The 19227-nt window shown below is 62.2% G+C and carries 16 protein-coding genes; 9 read left to right on the top strand and 7 right to left on the bottom strand.

Annotation, left to right across the window (positions count from 1 at the left end):
* The first annotated feature begins 143 nt into the window (after window positions 1-143).
* On the top strand, window positions 144-776 hold the full coding sequence (gene ribA, locus IE123_RS08170; RefSeq protein ID WP_189516960.1) for a GTP cyclohydrolase II: 633 nt from the start codon (window positions 144-146) through the stop codon (window positions 774-776).
* Between the two features lie 74 nt (window positions 777-850).
* Here ribA and IE123_RS08165 read toward each other — a convergent pair whose 3' ends face one another.
* Window positions 851-2056 carry an MFS transporter gene (locus tag IE123_RS08165; protein ID WP_189516957.1) on the bottom strand — a complete coding sequence of 402 codons (1206 nt, stop codon included), beginning with the start codon at window positions 2054-2056 and terminating at the stop codon, window positions 851-853.
* Window positions 2057-2230: 174 nt separating this feature from the next.
* On the opposite strand from IE123_RS08165, the gene IE123_RS08160 reads away from it, so the two are divergent.
* Window positions 2231-2722, top strand: coding sequence for an acyl-CoA thioesterase (locus IE123_RS08160; protein WP_189516955.1), 492 nt, complete (start codon window positions 2231-2233; stop codon window positions 2720-2722).
* A gap of 60 nt (window positions 2723-2782) precedes the next feature.
* Here the strand turns inward: IE123_RS08160 and djlA are convergent, their stop codons facing one another.
* The 4 genes from djlA to xseB form a co-directional block, all read right to left on the bottom strand.
* Window positions 2783-3550, bottom strand: a complete 768-nt coding sequence (gene djlA / locus IE123_RS08155) for a co-chaperone DjlA (protein WP_189516953.1) — start codon at window positions 3548-3550, stop codon at window positions 2783-2785.
* A gap of 33 nt (window positions 3551-3583) precedes the next feature.
* Window positions 3584-5482: a 1-deoxy-D-xylulose-5-phosphate synthase gene (gene dxs / locus IE123_RS08150; RefSeq protein ID WP_189516949.1), complete on the bottom strand. Its 1899-nt coding sequence runs from the start codon at window positions 5480-5482 to the stop codon at window positions 3584-3586.
* A gap of 93 nt (window positions 5483-5575) precedes the next feature.
* Entirely contained in the window at window positions 5576-6475 is a 900-nt protein-coding gene (locus tag IE123_RS08145; RefSeq protein ID WP_373295798.1) for a polyprenyl synthetase family protein, read from the bottom strand.
* A gap of 10 nt (window positions 6476-6485) precedes the next feature.
* Window positions 6486-6800, bottom strand: coding sequence for an exodeoxyribonuclease VII small subunit (gene xseB / locus IE123_RS08140; RefSeq protein WP_189516948.1), 315 nt, complete (start codon window positions 6798-6800; stop codon window positions 6486-6488).
* A 383-nt stretch (window positions 6801-7183) separates the two neighbouring features.
* Here xseB and serA point away from each other — a divergent pair, with 383 nt between their 5' ends.
* The 7 genes from serA (at window position 7184) to IE123_RS08105 (ending at window position 17111) form a co-directional block, all read left to right on the top strand.
* Complete coding sequence (gene serA, locus IE123_RS08135; RefSeq protein ID WP_189516947.1) at window positions 7184-8431, top strand: phosphoglycerate dehydrogenase; 1248 nt, start codon at window positions 7184-7186, stop codon at window positions 8429-8431.
* Window positions 8432-8826: 395 nt separating this feature from the next.
* Window positions 8827-9993, top strand: a complete 1167-nt coding sequence (locus IE123_RS08130; protein WP_189516945.1) for a zinc-dependent alcohol dehydrogenase — start codon at window positions 8827-8829, stop codon at window positions 9991-9993.
* A gap of 55 nt (window positions 9994-10048) precedes the next feature.
* Window positions 10049-10996, top strand: coding sequence for an NAD(P)-dependent oxidoreductase (locus IE123_RS08125; RefSeq protein ID WP_308430204.1), 948 nt, complete (start codon window positions 10049-10051; stop codon window positions 10994-10996).
* A 147-nt stretch (window positions 10997-11143) separates the two neighbouring features.
* Window positions 11144-11950 carry a phosphatase PAP2 family protein gene (locus tag IE123_RS08120; protein ID WP_189516941.1) on the top strand — a complete coding sequence of 269 codons (807 nt, stop codon included), beginning with the start codon at window positions 11144-11146 and terminating at the stop codon, window positions 11948-11950.
* A 158-nt stretch (window positions 11951-12108) separates the two neighbouring features.
* On the top strand, window positions 12109-12936 hold the full coding sequence (locus tag IE123_RS08115) for a phosphatase PAP2 family protein (protein WP_189516939.1): 828 nt from the start codon (window positions 12109-12111) through the stop codon (window positions 12934-12936).
* 268 nt (window positions 12937-13204) lie between these two features.
* Entirely contained in the window at window positions 13205-14590 is a 1386-nt protein-coding gene (locus tag IE123_RS08110; RefSeq protein ID WP_189516937.1) for a sugar porter family MFS transporter, read from the top strand.
* Window positions 14591-14753: 163 nt separating this feature from the next.
* On the top strand, window positions 14754-17111 hold the full coding sequence (locus IE123_RS08105; RefSeq protein WP_189516935.1) for a beta-glucosidase family protein: 2358 nt from the start codon (window positions 14754-14756) through the stop codon (window positions 17109-17111).
* A gap of 99 nt (window positions 17112-17210) precedes the next feature.
* On the opposite strand, the gene IE123_RS08100 is transcribed toward IE123_RS08105, so the two are convergent.
* Both IE123_RS08100 and IE123_RS08095 read right to left on the bottom strand, forming a co-directional pair.
* The gene (locus IE123_RS08100; protein ID WP_189516933.1) at window positions 17211-18068 is read right to left on the bottom strand and encodes an SDR family oxidoreductase; all 858 of its coding nucleotides are present in this window, start codon (window positions 18066-18068) and stop codon (window positions 17211-17213) included.
* A 121-nt stretch (window positions 18069-18189) separates the two neighbouring features.
* A complete protein-coding gene (locus tag IE123_RS08095; RefSeq protein ID WP_189516931.1) occupies window positions 18190-19053 on the bottom strand; it encodes an SDR family oxidoreductase in 864 nt (287 codons plus the stop codon).
* Window positions 19054-19227 lie beyond the last annotated feature (174 nt).

Genomic DNA, 19227 nt, shown 5'->3' with positions numbered 1-19227 from the left:
ATCATGGTGCAATATAGACAGCCGCGCCTTTCCCTTGAGCGTCCTTTAGAGCGCTGTGCCCTGCATGTAGATAAACGCCACCTGCCCTGCCAGGATAGCCCCTACAGCCACCACGACGGCTTGCCAACAACATTGAGGTTACCGTGACGATCAGATTTATCGCCAGCTCGCGTCTCCCCATGCCCTGGGCCACCTTCACCATGCATGGCTTTGAAGATGACGAGACCGGCAAGGATCATATTGTCCTGACGCTGGGCGATGTGGCCGATGGCGAACCCGTGCTCGGTCGTGTGCATTCCGAATGCCTGACCGGTGACGCCCTCTTTTCGATGCGCTGTGACTGCGGCTATCAGCTTCAGACCGCGCTCAAGCGCATTGCCGAGGAAGGCCGCGGCGCCCTGTTGTATCTGCGTCAGGAAGGCCGCGGCATCGGGCTTTTGAACAAGATTCGCGCCTATCATCTCCAGGACGGCGGCGCCGATACGGTCGAGGCCAACGAGGCGCTGGGCTTTGAAGCCGACATGCGCCGCTACGACATCTGCATTCCGATGCTCGAGCAGCTCGGCATCACCCGGCTGCGGCTGATGACCAACAACCCGCGCAAGGTGCTTGCGCTGCAGAGTGCCGGCATCGAAATCAGTGAGCGCGTGCCGCTGACCACCGGCCTCAATGCCCACAACGAGCAGTACCTGTCGACCAAGGCTGGCAAGCTCGGTCACATGATGGCACTCGATGAGTTTGAGTCCGCCAGCGATGTGGACCGCGAACATCCCTGAGCCGGCCCGTCATCACCTCGGGCGTCCCGGTCGGGGCACGAGGTGACGACGGCCTGGTCGATATAGCGCTGGCGCTAGTCGATATGGCGGGGGTAATAGTGCGGGTCAAAGCGCCAGCTCATTACCAGCATGATGGCAAAGAGCACGGACAGCGCCACCCAGGCCGTGGCAAAGCTTGAGAGCATGTCACGGGCAATCCCGGAAAGCAGCGTGGCCACCGCCGCCACCAGATAGCCATGTCCCTGTACAAAGGCGGCCAGATCGCCCACGCGGGCAGGGTCGCGGTGATGATCCATGGGCACCAGCACCGACAGCGAGAAGAGTGCCCCAATCCCCAGTCCCAGCAGCGTCCCCCAGAGCGTGGCGAAAACAACGCCTTCGGGTTTGACGCACAGCCCGATAAAGCCGATCAGCGACATGCCCACCGTTAGGTACAGCGCCCGACGCCGGTCCAGACTATAGCGCACCAGAAAGGGCGCGCCGACGCTCGAGGCCACCTGCAAAAGCGTGATATATCCCAGCAGCAGCCCGGCCTCGCCGGCATGCCAGCCCAGCGCCAGATAGTAGGGCGGCAGCCAGGCCATGACGCAGGCATAACCTGCCGTCCCAAAGCCGAAAAAGAGCGCCAGCGTCCAGGCACGCGGAATATGCGACAGCGGTGTGGCCTCGGAGGAACGCTCGCGCGGGACCGGGGTCAGCATCTGGCTGCCCAGGCGATACCAGAGCATCAGTGCCACGGGCACCAGAATGGCCCATCCGGCCAGTCCCAGCCGCCAGCCACCCATGGTGGCAAGCCAGGGCGCCACGCCGGAGGCCAGTGCTCCGCCGCCGATGATCGCCCCGATATAAAGCCCGGTGGCGGTTTCGACCGTGTTGGGCAGCGTGACCTTGATCAGGGCCGGCATCAGCGCCTGAATCAGGGCGATACCAGCGCCGATTGCCAGCGCCGAGGCCGCCAGCAGCGTGAAGCTTTCACCCCACAATCGCAGCAATGAGGCCAGCCCGATCAGGGTCAGTGCCCCCATGACGATGCGGTGACGATCCCAGCGTCGGATCAGCTGCATGCCCTGAAAGCAGGCCAGTCCCATCGCCACGAACGGCAGCGTGGTCAGAAGCGACGCGGTGGCATAGCCCACCGACAGCTCCTCCTGAATGCGATCCAGCAGCGGTCCCACGGCGGCAATCGAGGGACGCAGATTGAGCCCGACCCACACGATCAGCACATACAGCCATAAATAGCGTGCGGTGGGTTGCTCGAATCTTGCCTCGGTGACCTTCATGGAATCCCCCGGTGAATGGATGGCGTGTCGGCGCCTCGACAGGCTGCCGGCACGCCATGCTAGTCATGCAGGGGGTAATTTGCCATGAAAGCCACGCTTGTCATGATCGGGAATGCGGTATGCTCGATGGCCACAGGCACCATCACAACAATATGACGAGAAGCGAGAGAGGGAATGGATACACCGCGTCACCAGATCACCATGACCGTGTTGATGACCCCGGACATGGCCAATTTCTCCGGCAAGGTCCACGGTGGCACCCTGCTGAAGTATCTTGATGAAGTCGCCTACGCCTGTGCCAGCCGCTGGGCCGGTCACTACGTGGTCACCCTGTCGGTGGATCAGGTCATGTTCCGCCAGCCCATTCATGTCGGTGAACTGGTCACCTTTCTGGGCGCGGTCAACTACACCGGGCGCTCCTCGATGGAGATCGGGATCAAGGTCATTGCCGAGGATATTCGTGCCAGCGTGGTCCGCCATACCAACAGCTGCTACTTCACCATGGTGGCGGTGGGCGATGATGGTAAATCGGTCGAAGTCCCCCAGCTTGAGCCTGCCACCGACGTTGAACGTCAGCGGTTTGAATCAGGGCTCAGACGCCGCGAACTGCGCCGTGAGATGGAGCAGCGCTTTCGCGAGATTCGCCATCAGGAAAGCGCTCCATAAGGCTTGGCAAAGTCGCTCAATGGCCCCGGCGTCAGGCGCGACCGGGGCCCGGGGGCATGCCTAGCCCTGGCCGCGTGCCTGGCGAATCCGCTCGTAGGCGTTGCTGATTTCGCTGGTACGCTGCTCGGCCATGCGTTTCATGCTGTCGGGCATGCCCTTGCCGGCGAGCTTGTCGGGGTGGTTCTGACTCATGAGCCTGCGATAGGCGCGCTTGAGCTCGGCGTCCGTGGCCTCCGATGATACTCCCAGTACCCGGTAGGCTTCTTCCAGCGGCTGGGCGCTTTCCTGCGTGCCGCCGCCGCTGGCAGCGGCATTGAGCATGGCCTCGATACGCGAGAGCTCTTCCTGCGAGCAACCCAGCCCCCTTGCCACACGTACCAGCATGTCGCGCTCGGCCTGATCCACCTGGCCATCAGCGGCCAGGGCCACAAGCTGCACCTGGAAAAAGACCTGCAAAAGACCACGCTGGGCGCCGACGATCTGGCGCAGGCCGGCAAGCTCTGCCTCAAGGTCGAAGCTCTCCTGCTGGCCGCGCTCGAAGTCGGCGCGTGCCTTGTCACGCTGGGCGCCGTTGAGATTAAGACGATCAAACACCGCCTCGGCGCTCTGACGCTGGCGGTCGGACACCTCGCCATTGGCCATGCTCATGGCCCCCATCACCGAGAAGGTGGCGGAGAGAAAGCGGGTCTGGCGCTCGGCCAGTTTCCCGATCAGCTTGGCGCGCAGCCAGCGCACCAGCGCATAGCCCAGCAGGCCCCCGATCAAAAGCCCGGGCAGGCGGGCAATGAGGTAGCCGATGAACGCAGCAATCAGGGTGACAATCAGCATGAGACGGTTCTATTTCCGGTTGATTGGAGGAAGTCAGTGACCCAGACGTTGGCGAATTGACGCCTCGATGCCTGCAGCATCCAGCCCGCACTCGGCCAGCAGCTCGCCCGGCGTGCCATGCTCGATAAAGAGATCGGGAATGCCCAGGTGCAGCAGCGACGTGCGCACGTTCGAGGTGGCCAGCAATTCACCCACGCCACTGCCGGCGCCGCCGGCTATCGCGTTCTCCTCAAGCGTCACGACCAGACCGTGCTCACCCGCCGCGGCCAGAATGGCCTCACTGTCCAGCGGCTTCACAAAGCGCATGTCATAGACCGTGGCATCCAGGCGTTCGGCCACGTCCAGCGCCGAGGTCAGCAGGCTGCCAAAGACCAGCATTGCCACGCCCTGCTCGCCCTTTTTGCCTTCACGCCGCAGCTCGGCGCGGCCGATCTCCAGCGGCGCCAGCCCCGGCTCGAAGGCCACGCCCGGCCCGGTCCCACGCGGATAGCGCACCGCCGCCGGGCCTTCGTACTGATAGGCCGTGGTCAACATGCGATAGCATTCGCGCTCGTCACTGGGTGCCATGATCACAAGGCCCGGCACGCAGCGCAGGTAGGAAAGATCCAGCGTGCCGTGATGGGTCGCGCCATCTTCACCAACCAGGCCGGCCCGGTCGATGGCAAAGGTCACGTCCAGCCCCTGCACGGCCACATCGTGAACCAGCTGGTCATAACCGCGTTGCAGGAAGGTGGAATAGATTGCCACCACCGGCTTGACGTCTTCACAGGCCATCCCGGCGGCCAGCGTGACCGCATGCTGCTCGGCGATCGCCACATCGTAGTAGCGCTCGGGATACTCCTTCGAAAAGCGGATCATGTCGGAGCCTTCACGCATGGCCGGCGTAATGCCGACCAGCCGTGGATCGCGTTCGGCGGTATCACACAGCCACTGGCCGAAGACGTTGCAGAACTTGAACTTCTTCGGTGCCGGCACCGCAGGCGTCTTGACCTTGTCCTTTTCGAGCTTGGTGATCGCGTGATAGCCGATCGGGTCACCCTCGGCGGGCTCAAAGCCCTTGCCCTTGCGGGTGACAATATGCAGAAACTGCGGCCCCTTGCGGTTTTTCAGATCGCGCAGGGTGCGAATCAGCAGCGGCAGATCGTGACCGTCAATGGGGCCGACATAGTTAAAGCCCATCTCTTCAAAGAGCGTCGCCGGCGTGAGCATGCCCTTGACGTGCTCTTCGGTGCGACGAGCGATATCCAGCGCGCCGGGCAGGTGCGAAAGCACGCGCTTGCTGCCCTCGCGCGCCGCCACGTAAGGGCCACTGTTGAGAATGCGGGCCAGGTAGGTGGCCATGCCGCCGACGTTTTCCGAAATCGACATCTCGTTGTCGTTGAGCACCACCAGCATGTTGGCATCGACATGGCCGGCATGCGCCAGCGCTTCGAACGCCATGCCGGCGGTCAGGGCACCATCACCGATGATGGCGCATACGCGGCGATTGTCGCCGCGGGTACGGGCCGCCAGCGCCATGCCCAGTGCTGCCGAAATGGAGGTACTGGAGTGACCGACACCAAAGGTGTCATAGGGTGACTCCTCACGACGCGGAAAGGCCGCCAGCCCCTGGTAGCGGCGCATGCTGTCCATGGCTTCGCGGCGGCCGGTCAGAATCTTGTGCGGGTAGGTCTGATGCCCCACGTCCCAGACCAGCCGGTCATGCGGGGTGTTGTATTGCTGATGCAGCGCAATGGTCAGCTCGATGACCCCCAGGCCGGCGCCAAAGTGTCCCCCCGTACAGCCCACGCTGTAGAGCAGATAGGCCCTGAGCTCATCGGCCAGACGCAGCAGTTGCGACTCATCAAGGCTGCGCAGGTCGGATGGCGCTTCGATGCGGTCCAGCAGTGGCGTGACCGGTCTTGTGGTAGGAATATCGTCAAACAGCTTCATAGCGCCTCAATGGCCTGTCAGGATCCTGTCCCTGGTCCTGTCGTACCCCGGGACATCAAAGGGTGTCTTGTTCGGCATGCAGCCGGGGGCGTCTCAGTGATCCCGCTCGATCATGTAGCGGGCCAGGGCGGCCAGCGTCTCGCCGCGCGCACCCAGCGGTGCCAGCGCTGCCAGCGCCTGATCCAGCAGGGCCTGAGCCCGACGCTGCGCCTCTTCAAGGCCCAGCAGTGCCGGGTAGGTCGGCTTGTCACGCAGGGCATCGGCCCCCTGGGTCTTGCCCAGCACTTCGGTCGAGCCGGTCACGTCCAGAATGTCATCCTGGATCTGGAAGGCTAGCCCAATGGCCCGGGCATACTCGCCCAGCGCCTGCAGATGCACCGGCTGCACGCTGGGGGCGACCAGCGCGCCCAGCGACAGCGCGGCTTCAATCAGCGCGCCGGTCTTGTGATGATGAATGGCCATCAGCGCGTCCACGTCGAGCTGCTGACCCACGGCCGCCAGATCCAGCGCCTGGCCGCCGGCCATGCCCGCACGTCCGGCGCAGCGGGCAAGCGTTGCGACCATCTCGGCGGCCCGGGGCTGCCCCGTTCCGGCCAGCACTTCAAAGGCCAGCGTCTGCAGGGCGTCTCCGGCCAGCAGCGCCGTGGCTTCATCAAAGGCACGGTGACAGGTGGGGCGCCCACGCCGCAGGTCGTCGTCATCCATGCAGGGCAGATCGTCATGCACGAGCGAGTAGGCGTGAATCAGCTCGATGGCCACGGCCGGGGCGTCCAGCGCCTGATCATCGGCATCCAGCGCCTGACCGGCGGCGTAGACCAGAATGGCGCGCAGCCGCTTGCCACCGCCCAGCACGCTATAGCGCATGGCCTCTTCAAGCCGGCCGGCCTGCGCGGGGGCTGCATTTTCCAGCACCATGCCCAGCTGCGTCTCGATCCTGTCGCGCAGCGTTGTCATCAGCGCGCTGACATCCACGCCTGCCGTATCCACAGTCATGTATCACCCATCATGCGTCGTTGTTCTCCCGCGATGTGTCATCCCGCGGCGGTGGCATCAGTGACCCGTCCCCCTGCTCCAGCAGCTGCTGCACCCGCAGCTCGGCCTGCTCGAGACGTACGCGGGCGTCCCGAACCAGCGCGATACCGTGCTCGAAATCCTCCAGCGAGGCTTCAAGGCTCAGATCACCCGATTCAAGGCGTCTGACCAGCGTTTCAAGCGCAGCCAGCGCGCCGGCAAAATCAGATGGGCTCTGCGCTGCCCCGGTCGATGACGCCGGGGCAGTCTGGTCATTTGAATGCGCGGACTCGGGCCGTTGTGTCATGCGTAATCCTGTGAGCGCCGGTACATGGCTTGAGATCAGAGCGATGTCGGCCATCGTTACGCGCCGACAGGCCTGCAAGTATACACATCCGTTACGCTTTTGACGCCGCCCGGGCTGCGTATCAAGGCCGATCACAGCAAGTCTTGAGGGGGCATCACATGCACCGGATTCATCCAGCAGACGCAGAGGTTTCAATAAGGGGCGCACTGGCAGACCATGCGCCCCATGTACCACCATGGTAGAATAAGCGCCCCGCCGAGCCGGGCCATCAGGGCAGCCACTGTCGTATCGATGTCCATCCGGTGTCGGTCGATATCGGGCCGCGTCCGCTATCGTTATTTTTACTTTCCCTCAGGCCAGCCGATTAAAGGGTTGATGCGCACATGGCTAAAACGTCTCTGGACAAGAGCAAGATCAAGGTTCTGCTGCTCGAGGGCGTCCACCAGTCCGCCGTGGACAACTTTCAAAATGCCGGTTACAGCAATATTGAACGTCTGACGACGTCGCTGAGCGAAGAGGATCTGATCGACAGGATCCGCGACGCCCATTTCATCGGTATTCGCTCGCGTACGCAATTGAACGAACGTGTGCTGGACGCCGCCGAGCGTCTGGTGGCCATTGGCTGTTTCTGCATCGGCACCAACCAGGTGGATCTGCCGGCGGCGCTCAAGCGCGGTATCCCGGTATTCAACGCGCCCTACTCCAATACCCGCTCCGTCGCCGAGCTGGTACTGGCCGAGACCATCATGATGCTGCGCGGCATCCCCGAAAAAAACGCTCGCGCCCATCAGGGCGGCTGGCTGAAGTCCGCCAGCGACTCGTTTGAAGCCCGCGGCAAGACGCTGGGTATCGTTGGTTACGGCAGCATCGGCGCGCAGCTGTCGGTGCTGGCCGAGTCGGTGGGCCTTAACGTCATCTATTACGACACCATCACCAAGCTGGGGATGGGCAACGCCCGCCAGGTCGGCAGCCTTCAGGAGCTGATGGCGCGCGCCGACGTCGTGACCCTGCACGTGCCGGAAACGCCCGCCACCACCTGGATGATCGGTCGTGACGAGCTTTCGCTGATGAAGCAGGGCAGCTATCTGATCAACGCCTCGCGCGGCAAGGTCGTGGATATCGAGGCACTCGCCGAGGTGCTCGAATCCGGCAAGCTGCTGGGTGCAGCCATCGACGTCTTCCCGGTCGAGCCCAAGGGCAATGACGAGGAATTTGTCTCGCCGCTGCGCAAATTCGACAACGTGATCCTGACGCCGCATATCGGCGGCTCCACGGTCGAGGCGCAGGAAAACATCGGCGTGGAAGTCTCCGAGAAGCTAATTACCTTCTCCGACAACGGCACGACCATCACCTCGGTCAACTTCCCGGAAGTCGCCCTGCCGTCGCATCCGGACAAGCATCGTCTGCTGCACATTCACGCCAACGTGCCGGGCGTACTCTCCGAGATCAACCATGTGCTGGGCAATGAAGGCATCAACATTTCGGCCCAGTTCCTGCAGACCAATGAAGAGGTCGGCTACGTGGTGATCGACGTCGACAAGGCCTACGGGGAACAGGCACTCAATGCCCTGCGCGAGGTCAACCATACCCTGCGCACGCGCGTGCTCTACTCCCAGGCCGACAGTGAGTAACCGGCCGGAAGACCACCTCACCACGCAGGATCCGAGGCTTCTGATCGTGATTGTTGCCGCCATTGTACTGGTGCTGTTTTTTGTCCTTGCCGCCCTGGCTTGAAATACAAAAAACAGGTTGTGAGCGGTCCCTCAACGGGCGTCCCTTTTACAGGGCGCCCGTTGTCATGAGAAGCGATGCCGTTGCTTTCATCTTTCCCTCTGCTGTCCGTCTTCCCTGAGCGTTTACAACACGTATCGATAAATCGTTAGCCGCCTATCGCTTGCGTTTCTACGCTAAGCCCCGGGTCGGCAGGATGTCGGCCAGCCAATCATTTTTTGCGCGGCGCTTGTCTCATGCATGAGCACACGCCTGCATGACCACAAGTGGCCGGGTATTTCAGGGAGGAGACAGCATGAAGGCACTGGTTTATCAGGGCAGCAACGACGTTCGCGTTGAAAATGTTCCCGAGCCGACCCTCCAGCAGGATGACGACATTGTCCTGCGGGTCACCTCGACCGCCATCTGCGGCTCCGATCTCCATCTTTATCGCGGTTCGATGCCGGCCACCGAGCCCGGCGATATCTTTGGCCATGAATTCATGGGCATTGTTGAAGAAGCAGGCTCTGCGGTCACCAGCGTCAAAAAGGGTGATCGTGTGGTCGTGCCGTTCGTGATCGCCTGCGGCAGCTGCTTTTTCTGTCAGCACTCGCTCTATGCCGCCTGTGAGACCACCAACCCCGATGAGGGCGCAGCGCTGAACAAGAAGTCGATCCCGGCGCCGGCGGCGCTGTTCGGCTTTTCGCACATGTACGGCGGTGTTCCCGGCGGTCAGGCAGAGTACGTGCGTGTTCCGCAGGCCAATGCCGGCCCCTATGCCATCCCGGAAGGCATGGACGACGAGCAGGTACTGTTCATGTCGGACATTTTGCCCACCGGCTATCAGGCCGTGCTCAACGCCGGCGTCAAGCAGGGGTCGAGCCTGGCGATCTTCGGTGCCGGCCCGGTCGGCCTGATGGCAGCGGCGTGCGCGCGCATGGAAGGTGCCGAGCAGATTGTCATGATCGACAACCAGCAGTATCGCCTTGATTTCGCAAGGAAGGCCTACGGCGTCGAGACGATCAACTTCGACAAGACCGATGACGTGGCCGAGGCCATCATTCAGATGAGCGAAGGCCGTCGCGGTGTGGACGCCGTGATCGATGCCGTGGGCTATGAGGCCAAAAGCCATGGCGGCCAGCTGCCGGCCATGGATAACTTCGAGGTCGAAAGCAGCGATATTGTCCTGCATCAGTGCCTGGCGGCCGTGCGTCGTGGCGGCAGCGTCAGCATTCCGGGCGTCTATGCCGGCGCCGTGAACGGCTTTCTGATCGGCGATTTCTTCGACAAGGGCCTGACCATGAAGGGCGGCCAGACCCACGTGCATGACTATCTGCCCACTCTGATGAAGGCCATCGAGGAAGGCAGGCTCAAGCCCGAGGCGATCATCAGCCATCGCATGAAACTCGACCAGGCCGCCGAAGCCTATCGCATGTTTGATGCAAAGCAGGATGACTGCAGAAAGATCGTGCTGACCCCGTAATTCACAGACCACGATCCGGAAGACGCCCCGGCCCTGCCGGGGCGTTTTTGTGTTCATGCTTTCAGGCGCGTCACGCTACGCTGATGCGATCTATCCGGAACAATCGATGGAGCATTGCCACATGTCACACAACACGACCGTTGCCGTTCTCGGCCTGGGCGCCATGGGCCACGCCTTTGCCGCCAATCTTCTGAAAAATGACCTGTCGGTGCGGGTCTGGAACCGCACGCACTCGCGCGGGAATGATCTGGCCGACCAGGGCGCCATCAACGCTGAAAGTGCCGCAGAGGCCGTCAGCGGCGCCCGGTTTGTCATCACCATGCTGCCGGATTTTGAAACCACCCGAGAAGTACTGCTGGGAGAAGGCAACGCTCTGAAACACCTGCCCGAGAACGGCGTGGTGATTCAGATGGGCACCATCGGCGTTGCGCAGACCGAATCACTGATCAAGGCGATCAAGACGGCCCGCCCGGATATCACCTTCATTGATGCCCCGGTCTCCGGCACCAAGGCGCCGGCCGAGCAGGCCACCATCTCGGTGCTGGCCAGTGGTGATCAAAACGCCGCCGAGGGCATCGATACGGTATTTAACGCCATCTCCAAACGCGTGGTCTGGCTGGGGGATGCCGGGCGCGGGTCGCGCATGAAGCTTGTCGTCAACGCCTGGCTGATTCACATGATGCAGGGCATTGCCGAAAGCGCACGCCTGGCGCAGACACTTGGCTTTTCCCCCGATGAGCTCTGGTCAGTGCTCGACGGCGGACCGCTGGCCGCGCCCTACGTGAAGGCCAAGCTCGACAAGATCGGTGGCGAGGAATACAGCGCTCAGATGGCACTGGAATGGGGACTCAAGGACGCCAGGCTTGCTCTGGAAGCCGCCGGCGATACCAACCTGCCGGGACTGGTGCGCATCAGCGAGATATGGCGCGAGGCCGTCGATGCCGGGCTGGGCGAGCAGGATATTGCTGCCATACACGACTATCTACGTCGTCACAGCGCCTGACTGGCGTTTAAAAACATCGCGGCCTGTTATTACTGGCAGGCCGCAAACTTACAAAGCACTACCTTCTCATGCACGAATGAACACAATATCGCAGTCATTTAATATTCATAATGCTGTCATATTAAAGTGAACTTAATCTGGCAACCAATGTCCTCTACTCCCCTTCAACATGTCGGCCATCAAAGCGGGCGGTCCGCCCTTCGTGAAAGCGTTGTAGCGCTGATCGCCCTGTTACTGGTGATTACCACCACCCTGATCACTTTCATCATGCCCCTAGGCATGGAAGAACAGGCCATGCTGGCCATCAATCAGATGGCCCGTGAAAGCCCGCTGTTTGATTACATCATGCACGTTCTGTCCTATCAGAACCTGATTTCCGGGGTGGGACTGGTCGCGGGGCTCTGGGCGCTGTGGTTCATGCCATCACTGATGCCCCGGCGTGCCGAGCTTTTGACCTGTAGCGTGGCGGCCTTCTGCTCGGCGGCGCTGAGTCGCATCATGCAGCAGCTGACCCCACCGCATCCGCGGCCGCTGCAGGACGAGGCACTGAACATGACCCCGCCGGCCGGTGTAGACGCCCAGACGCTGCACGATTTCAGCTCCTTTCCCAGCGATCATGGCGCCGTCTATATCGGGCTGGCCTGGGTGATCTGGCGCATGCATCGAAAACTTGGCATGGCGGCCATCGCCTTTGCTGTCCTGCTCTGCTTTACCCGGATCTATCTCGGTTTTCATTTTATTACCGACATCATTGGCGGCGGCGCGCTGGCGATCCTGACCGTCCAGATCGCGCTTTTGACGCCCTTTCAGCGCATCGGCGGCTGGTTTGCCGGCTTCAGCCAGACAGCCCCGCACTGGTTTTACCCGCTGGCGTTTATCGCCTGTTACGGCATTGCCACGCTGGTGGAAGAGCTCAGGCAGCTGGCCAGCGGCCTGCTGAGGTTCATCCTTTAGCCTCGACCCTGTCAAAACTCACGCCGCCTTCGGGCGGTTTTTTACGCCCGAAGGTTTTACTTACCCGATGATACAAAGCCAATCTCGTTGACACAGTCATCAGCGGTTTTGTTAACCATACTTCGACATCCTTAAAAAAAACTTCCAATTGAGTCCTCATGTCATCTCGTGCTACCACCGCTACCAACGCCTCATCTGACGCTGATCGCGCCAGCCTCCATTCTTCACTGGCCGCCGATGCTCCCTCCTGGCCCCGGATCGTGGTGGCGCTGATCGCCTTTGTGATCCTTGCGCCCCTGGCACTGTCAGGTACGACGGTAGAATATGCCTTCATGAGCTTCATCAATCAGCCGGCGCAGCAAAACGCCCTGCTGGATTACTTCATGAACGCGTTCTCCTATCAAAAGCTGATTACCGGCGTGCCGCTAGTGGCTGCCATCTGTGCCATCTGGTGCATGCCCTCGATGATCGCGCGTCGCGGCGATATCCTGATCTGCACCATCGCCGCCTTTGTGACTTCGCTGGTCAGCCGCGTGATGCAGATCTTCATCCCGGCCAACCCGCGCCCCCTGCAGGATGAAGTGCTCGGCATGACGCCGCCGTTTAATATCTCGCCGGAATTTCACGATCTCACCTCCTTTCCCAGTGACCATGCCGCCGTCTTTATCGGTCTGGGCTATGTCGTCTGGCGCTTTTGCCGCCCACTGGGGGTACTGGCGATCGTGTTTGCCGTACTGGTGTCCTTCTCGCGCGTCTACATGGGCTTTCACTTCGCCACCGACGTCATCGCCGGCGGCATCCTGAGCGTGGTCGTGATCGAGCTGGCCCTGTTGACGCCCTTTCGACGCATCGGCGCCTGGCTGACCGGATTCAGCCGGACGCACCCGCAGTGGTTCTATCCCGTCGCCTTCATGGCGTGTTACGCCATTGCCACGCTGATGGAAGAACCCCGAGAGCTTCTCAGCGGTCTGGCCGCCATGATCTAGGCCCTGTTGCATCACTCTCGCGCAGGCCGTCTCTTGTGGCGATCATCCTTCGCAGCCAACAGGGGCGCTCCCGACCATCGGGGGCGCCCCTTTTATATACCCGACCTTTGATTTCAGGGGATCGTTCGCGGCGGGTCTCTCCACGCAACGCTCAGGTCGGCCCGGCGTGCGTCCCCTCACTGACTATCCTGAGGCGCACACCGGCAGCCGTGATACACGCCCGATGGCTGCCCCCGGGCTACAACACCATCGTCAATGAGGGAGCGTCATGTCCCCGCGCGCGCAGGATACCGGCCATGCCGGCCGCTTTATTCAGATCGTGGCCTGCGTGGCCGCCATCTCGGGATTTCTCTACGGCTACGACACCGGCATCATCTCCGGCGCGCTGTTGCAGATCAGCGATGATTTTTCACTTGAACACCGCGGCCAGGAGATGGTGACCAGCGCCATTCTGGTCGGCGCCGTGATCGGCGCGCTGATCTGTGCCCGAGTCTCGCGCCGTCTGGGCCGGCGACTGACCATCATGATCGTGGCGGCCATCTTTGCCCTGGGCGCGCTGGGGGCCGCGTTTTCTCCCACAGCGCTGTGGCTGGGCGTGGCGCGTCTGGTGCTCGGCTTTGCCGTGGGCGGTGCCACTCAGGTCGTGCCGACCTATATTGCCGAACTGGCTCCGGCCGGGGTTCGCGGGCGCATGGTGACCTGGTTCAACGTCTCCATCGGCATCGGCATTCTGGCCGCCGCGCTGGTGGGCTCTTTCCTGCAGGATCTTTGGAGCTGGCGCGTCATGTTTGGCGTGGGGCTGGTGCCGGCCACCCTTTTGCTGATCAGCATGATCTGGCTGCCGGACAGCCCACGCTGGCTGGTGCGCCAGAGCCGTGAGGATGAGGCCCGCCAGGCCCTGGCGCGCGTACGGGAAGATCAGCGCGCCATCGAGAAGGAGATCGACGAGATCAAGCAGGTGCAGACCCGCGAGCAGCAGGAAGGCGGCTGGCGCGCCGTGCTCCATCCGAAGATGCGTCCGGCCCTGGTGGCCGGGCTGGGTGTGGCGGCCTTTACCCAGCTCTCGGGCATCGAGATGATGATCTACTACACCCCCACCTTTTTACGTGACGCCGGCTTTGGCGACAGCGCTGCGCTCTATTCGGCGCTGGGCGTAGCCGTGGTTTATCTGATCATGACCGTGGCCGGAAAGCTGGTGGTGGACCGGCTCGGCAGACGGCGACTGACGCTTTTGATGATGCCGGGGGCAGCGCTTGCCCTGCTCGTGCTGGGCGCGGTGTTTCGCCTGCATGAGGGCGGCGACGGTGCCAGCAGCTGGCTGATCGTGGCCTGCATTCTGGTCTTCATGATCTTCAATGCCGGCGGCATCCAGGTGGTGGGCTGGCTGATCGGCTCCGAGGTCTATCCGCTGGCGATTCGCGAGCAGGCCACCAGCCTGCATGCGGCAACGCTGTGGGGATCCAACCTGATTCTGACCGGCACGGCGCTGACCATGGTCAATGCACTCGGCACCGGCGGCGCGATGTGGTTTTACGCCGTGCTCAACGTGCTGGGCGTGCTGTTCGTATGGCGGCTGGTGCCGGAGACGAAGGGGCGAAGTCTCGAGCAGATCGAACAGAGCCTGCATGAAGGGCGCTTTCGTCCCGGACAGTGAGGTAAAAGTAGTGTCATGACCCTTGTGTTGCGCATGCTGACGCCGCTTCACACTCGCTCATGGATGCTGGCAAATGCTGACGTTTTGACACAGTCAGGCGCGCCCGATACGACTAAGGTAGTCCGTTTGTTGACTGCCTTGATCATCTGGAGACGCCCTACGCATGCGCCAACGCACTTTCCTGTCCGCGATCACGCTGTCTGTCGTCTGTTTTAGCGGCCAGGTGCTGGCCACGCAGATGCCGCCGGTGCCGGATCAGCGCCCCGGCCGTCTGGCTCAGGCCGAGCAGGCCCTGAGCGAACGCCTGTCGCAGGCGCCGTGGATGGATCAGTCCCGCACGCCGGACGAGCGCGCCCGCGCGGCACTGGCCGAGATGACCACCACCGAGAAGATGCAGCTTCTAGCCGGGGATTTTGCCGCCCCCATGGATGCGTCACAGCGGGTACGCGGCGCCATCGGTTCGGCCGGGTTTGTGCCGGGCGTCAGCCGGCTGGGCATTCCGGCCCAGCAGCAGACCGATGCCGATCTCGGCGTGACCAATCCGGGCTGGATCGACCCGGACCGCCAGGCCACTGCATTGCCCTCGGTGCTGGCCGCTGCCGCCACCTGGCAGCCGGCACTTTCTCGTCAGGGCGGCGAGATGATTGCCCGCGAGGCACGTCATTACGGCTTCAATGTGCTGCTGGGCGGTACCGCCGGACTGATACGCGACCCGCGTGCCGGGCGCAACTACGAGATGCCGGGGGAAGATCCATTGCTGTCGGGCCTGACAGCTGCCGCCAAGATCAACGGCATCGAAAGCCAGCACGTGATGTCGACCATCAAGCACTTTGCGATGAACGCTCAGGAGACCGGGCGGCACAAGCTGAGCGCCGATATCAGTGACCAGGCGCTGCAGGAGTCCGACCTGCTGTCGTTTCGCTATGCACTCGAACACAGCCATCCGGGCGCGGCGATGTGCGCCTATAACCGCGTCAACGGCGACTACGCCTGTCAGAACAACTACCTGCTCAATCAGGTGCTCAAGGACGAGTGGGGCTATCCGGGTTTTGTGATGTCCGACTGGGGCGCGGTCTATTCAGGCGCCCCTTCGGCCAATGCAGGGCTTGATCAGCAGTCGGCGGCCGAGGACTTTGACGGTGTGGTCTATTTTGGCGCCCTGCTGGAAAAGGCCGTTGAGCGTGGCGAGGTTTCCCGCGAGCGCATCGATGACATGGCCTTTCGTATTCTGCGCAGCACCTTCGCCTCCGGGCTGGTGGATCATCCACCCGCCGGTGAGCCCATTGATGAAAAGGCCAACGCCGACGTCGCCCAGACCATTGCCGAAAATGCGATGGTGCTTTTGAAAAATGATGACGACGTTCTGCCGCTGGACGGCGCGCGGGACAAGCGTATCAGCGTGACCGGGGCGCATGCCGACCGCGCCGTGATCGCCGGCGGGGGCTCGGCGGCGGTGGTGCCGATGGATGGTGACGCCCTGCCGGATCTCAATCCACCCAAGGGCGTCAACACCCAGCGGCTGTATCCAAAGTCCTCACCGCTGGGCGCCATCGGCCTGCACGCGCCCGAGTCGAAGGTGAGCTTCAGCGCCGGCAATGACATTGACGAGGCAGTGCGCCGGGCCCGTGAGAGCGACGTGGCCATAGTCTTTGCCCAGCAGTGGACCTCGGAGACCATGGACATGAACTCGCTGGCGCTTGAAGGCGAGCAGAATGCGCTGATTGAGGCCGTGGCGAAGGCCAACCCGCGCACGGTGGTGGTGCTGGAAACCGGCGGGCCGGTGGCCATGCCCTGGCGTGATGACGTTAAAGCCATTGTCGAGGCCTGGTATCCAGGCCAGCGTGGCGGCGAGGCGATCGCCAATGTGCTTTTCGGGCAGCACAATCCTTCGGGGCGCCTGCCGGTCACCTTCCCGCAAAATGACGAGCAGCTACCGCGGCCGCAGGTGCCGGGGCTCACCATCGGCAACAGCGCCTTTTTCGATGTCGACTACAACCGCGAAGGCGCCGACGTGGGCTATCGCTGGTTCGAGCGCGAAGGCAAAACGCCGCTGTATCCCTTCGGCCACGGGCTTTCCTACACCACCTTCGAGCGCCACGGGTTAAGGCTTGAGAAGCATGGTCAGAACGTGACCGCGCACTTCACGGTGACCAATACCGGTGATCGCGAAGGCCGCACCACGCCGCAGCTCTATGTGCACGCCCCCGATGGTTCCCCGGCGCGCCTGGGCGGCTGGAAGAGCCTTGAGCTTGCACCCGGCCAGTCCCGAGAGGTGAGTATCGAGATCGACCCCCGACAGTTCGCCCGCTATGACAGCAGCAAGCGTCAGTGGCAACTTGCCGGCGGCGACTATCGGGTGAGTCTGGCAGACTCGGCCACCGGGATTGACGAGACGCAGCGTGTGGCGCTGCCGACAGGGGTGGTCGCGATGGGGAAGCTCGCGCGCGACCCGGCGCCCTCTCCGGCATCGGATGAGCAGCGCGTGGCGGCCAACGAGGCAACACCCGGCAACGCGCCCTGATTCAGGCCGTTCCACCCCAGAAAACGCCCGCCACAAAAAACCGCCTCCCGACAGTGCCGGGAGGCGGTTTTCAGTGCTTAATCAAGGCGCTGTGACGCCCTAGTTGATGATCGCGCCACCGTTGATGTGCAGCGAGTGGCCGCTGATATAGGAGGCGTCCTTCGAGGCCAGAAAGACGTAGGCCGGGCCGAGTTCGCTGGGCTGACCGGCACGTCCCATCGGCATCCCCTCGCCGAGGGTTTCCATGTTGGTCGGATCAAAACGACCCATGGTGGAGGGCTGGATCGGTGTCCAGATCGGGCCCGGCGCAACTTCGTTGACGCGAATGCCTTCACCGACCAGCGACTCCGACAGCGAACGCGTAAAGCCCGTGATCGCGCCCTTGGTCGAGGTATAGGCCATCAGCATGGCATTGCCCACGAACGGGTTGATCGAGGTCGTGTTGATGATGCTGCCACCGGCCTTGAGGTGCGGGCGCACGGCCTTTGCCATATAGAAGTAGCCGTGAATGTTGACGTCAAAGGTGTAGCGCCATTCCTCATCGGGGACTTCGGTAATGTCCTGGCGCACCACCTGCTGAGCGGCATTGTTGACCAGAATATTGATCTCGCCGAATTCCTTTAACACCTGGTCAACGGCCTGCTGACAAAACGCGCTGTCGCTGACATCGCCACTGATCAGGAGCGCCTTGCGTCCTTCGGCTTCGATCAGACGTTTCGTCTCTTCGGCGTCCTGCTGCTCATCAAGATACATCACGGCCACATCGGCGCCTTCACGGGCAAAATGCACCGCCGCACTGCGACCGATGCCGCTGTCGCCACCGGTAATAATGGCCTTTTTACCCTCGAGCTTGCCGCTGCCGCGATAGTCATCGCGGATAATCTCGGGCGCCGGGGTCATTTCATGCTCAAGGCCCGGCTGACGATCCTGTGACTGTGCCGGAAACTGATCTGCCATGTTCGAAATCTCCCTTTTCAGCTGGTGCGGCGACAGGCGAGCGATACTGCTGCCCGCCCATCAGCGTGGGCAATCATGGTCACCCATGCAGAGACATGCGCTCTGCAATGCGACCCCTCCATCAGCCGTTGACGATCATGCCGCCATTGACGTGGATGGTCTGGCCGGTCACATAGCTGCTGTCGCGGCAGGCCAGATAGACATAGGCAGGCCCCAGCTCCGAGGGTTGACCGGCGCGCCCCATCGGCGACTGGCTGCCGAAGTCTTCGACCATCTCTTCGTCAAACTGCCCCATGGTAGAGGGGATCAGCGGCGTCCAGATCGGGCCGGGCGCGACCTGATTGACGCGGATGCCGTCACCGACACACATTTTGGAAAGTGCGCGGGTGAAACCGGCATTGGCACCCTTGGTGGTGGTGTAGGCCAGCAGGTTGGCATTGCCGGCAAAGGCGTTGACGGAGGTCGTATTGATCACCGCGCCCCTTGTCTCGCGCAGATGCGGGATAGCAGCCTTGGCCATGTAGAAATAGCCATGAATGTTGACGTCAAAGGTGCGGCGCCATTCTTCGTCCGAGGTCTCCTCGGGAAGATTGTGCAATACCTGCTGCGCGGCGTTGTTGACCAGCACGTCGAGCTTGCCGAAGGTGTCCACCACCTTTTGCACCGAGTCGCGGCAGAAGTCAGCATCGGCGACATCACCACTGATCAGCAGCGCTTTACGGCCTTCGGCCTCGATCATCTGCTTCGTGGTTTCGGCATCTTCATGTTCTTCCAGGTACATGACGGCCACATCAGCGCCTTCACGCGCGAAATGCACGGCAGCAGCGCGGCCGATGCCGCTGTCACCACCGGTGATGATGGCAACCATGTCCTGCATCTTGCCGCTGCCCTGGTAGTCGGCATGCATGAATTCAGCCGGCGGGGTCATCTCGCCTTCAACGCCGGGCTGATGGTCCTGCTTTTGCGGGGGAATCTGTTGTGCCATGACGCTATCTCCCTGTCACTGGTTGGCCTAAAGCCACATGTCATTGATGAATACGACCATCCGCTTCCTGCGCCAGTCGTATTCCGACGAATGTCTAAAGCGTAGACGCCTGGGCGCGCCCTGCAATCCACCCTTCGCTACAGGGCACTACATGCCGGCATGGCTAGAATGCTG

Origin of the sequence: Kushneria pakistanensis (genome assembly GCF_014652795.1) — a bacterium.
GTDB classification, from domain to species: Bacteria; Pseudomonadota; Gammaproteobacteria; order Pseudomonadales; family Halomonadaceae; genus Kushneria; species Kushneria pakistanensis.
The sequence above is the reverse complement of the archived record's forward strand: the minus strand, read 5'-3'. Positions and strand labels throughout refer to the sequence as shown.

Bases quoted from the DNA above. Each gene is read 5' to 3' on its own strand.
- IE123_RS08100 (WP_189516933.1), bottom strand. From the start codon at position 18,068: ATGGCAGATCAGTTTCCGGCACAGTCACAGGATCGTCAGCCGGGCCTT.
- IE123_RS08095 (WP_189516931.1), bottom strand. From the start codon at position 19,053: ATGGCACAACAGATTCCCCCGCAAAAGCAGGACCATCAGCCCGGCGTT.
- IE123_RS08165 (WP_189516957.1), bottom strand. From the start codon at position 2,056: ATGAAGGTCACCGAGGCAAGATTCGAGCAACCCACCGCACGCTATTTA.
- IE123_RS08110 (WP_189516937.1), top strand. From the start codon at position 13,205: ATGTCCCCGCGCGCGCAGGATACCGGCCATGCCGGCCGCTTTATTCAG.
- IE123_RS08145 (WP_373295798.1), bottom strand. From the start codon at position 6,475: ATGACTGTGGATACGGCAGGCGTGGATGTCAGCGCGCTGATGACAACG.
- IE123_RS08125 (WP_308430204.1), top strand. From the start codon at position 10,049: ATGCTTTCAGGCGCGTCACGCTACGCTGATGCGATCTATCCGGAACAA.
- IE123_RS08120 (WP_189516941.1), top strand. From the start codon at position 11,144: ATGTCCTCTACTCCCCTTCAACATGTCGGCCATCAAAGCGGGCGGTCC.
- IE123_RS08160 (WP_189516955.1), top strand. From the start codon at position 2,231: ATGGATACACCGCGTCACCAGATCACCATGACCGTGTTGATGACCCCG.
- IE123_RS08105 (WP_189516935.1), top strand. From the start codon at position 14,754: ATGCGCCAACGCACTTTCCTGTCCGCGATCACGCTGTCTGTCGTCTGT.
- IE123_RS08115 (WP_189516939.1), top strand. From the start codon at position 12,109: ATGTCATCTCGTGCTACCACCGCTACCAACGCCTCATCTGACGCTGAT.
- IE123_RS08130 (WP_189516945.1), top strand. From the start codon at position 8,827: ATGAAGGCACTGGTTTATCAGGGCAGCAACGACGTTCGCGTTGAAAAT.
- dxs (WP_189516949.1), bottom strand. From the start codon at position 5,482: ATGAAGCTGTTTGACGATATTCCTACCACAAGACCGGTCACGCCACTG.
- xseB (WP_189516948.1), bottom strand. From the start codon at position 6,800: ATGACACAACGGCCCGAGTCCGCGCATTCAAATGACCAGACTGCCCCG.
- djlA (WP_189516953.1), bottom strand. From the start codon at position 3,550: ATGCTGATTGTCACCCTGATTGCTGCGTTCATCGGCTACCTCATTGCC.
- serA (WP_189516947.1), top strand. From the start codon at position 7,184: ATGGCTAAAACGTCTCTGGACAAGAGCAAGATCAAGGTTCTGCTGCTC.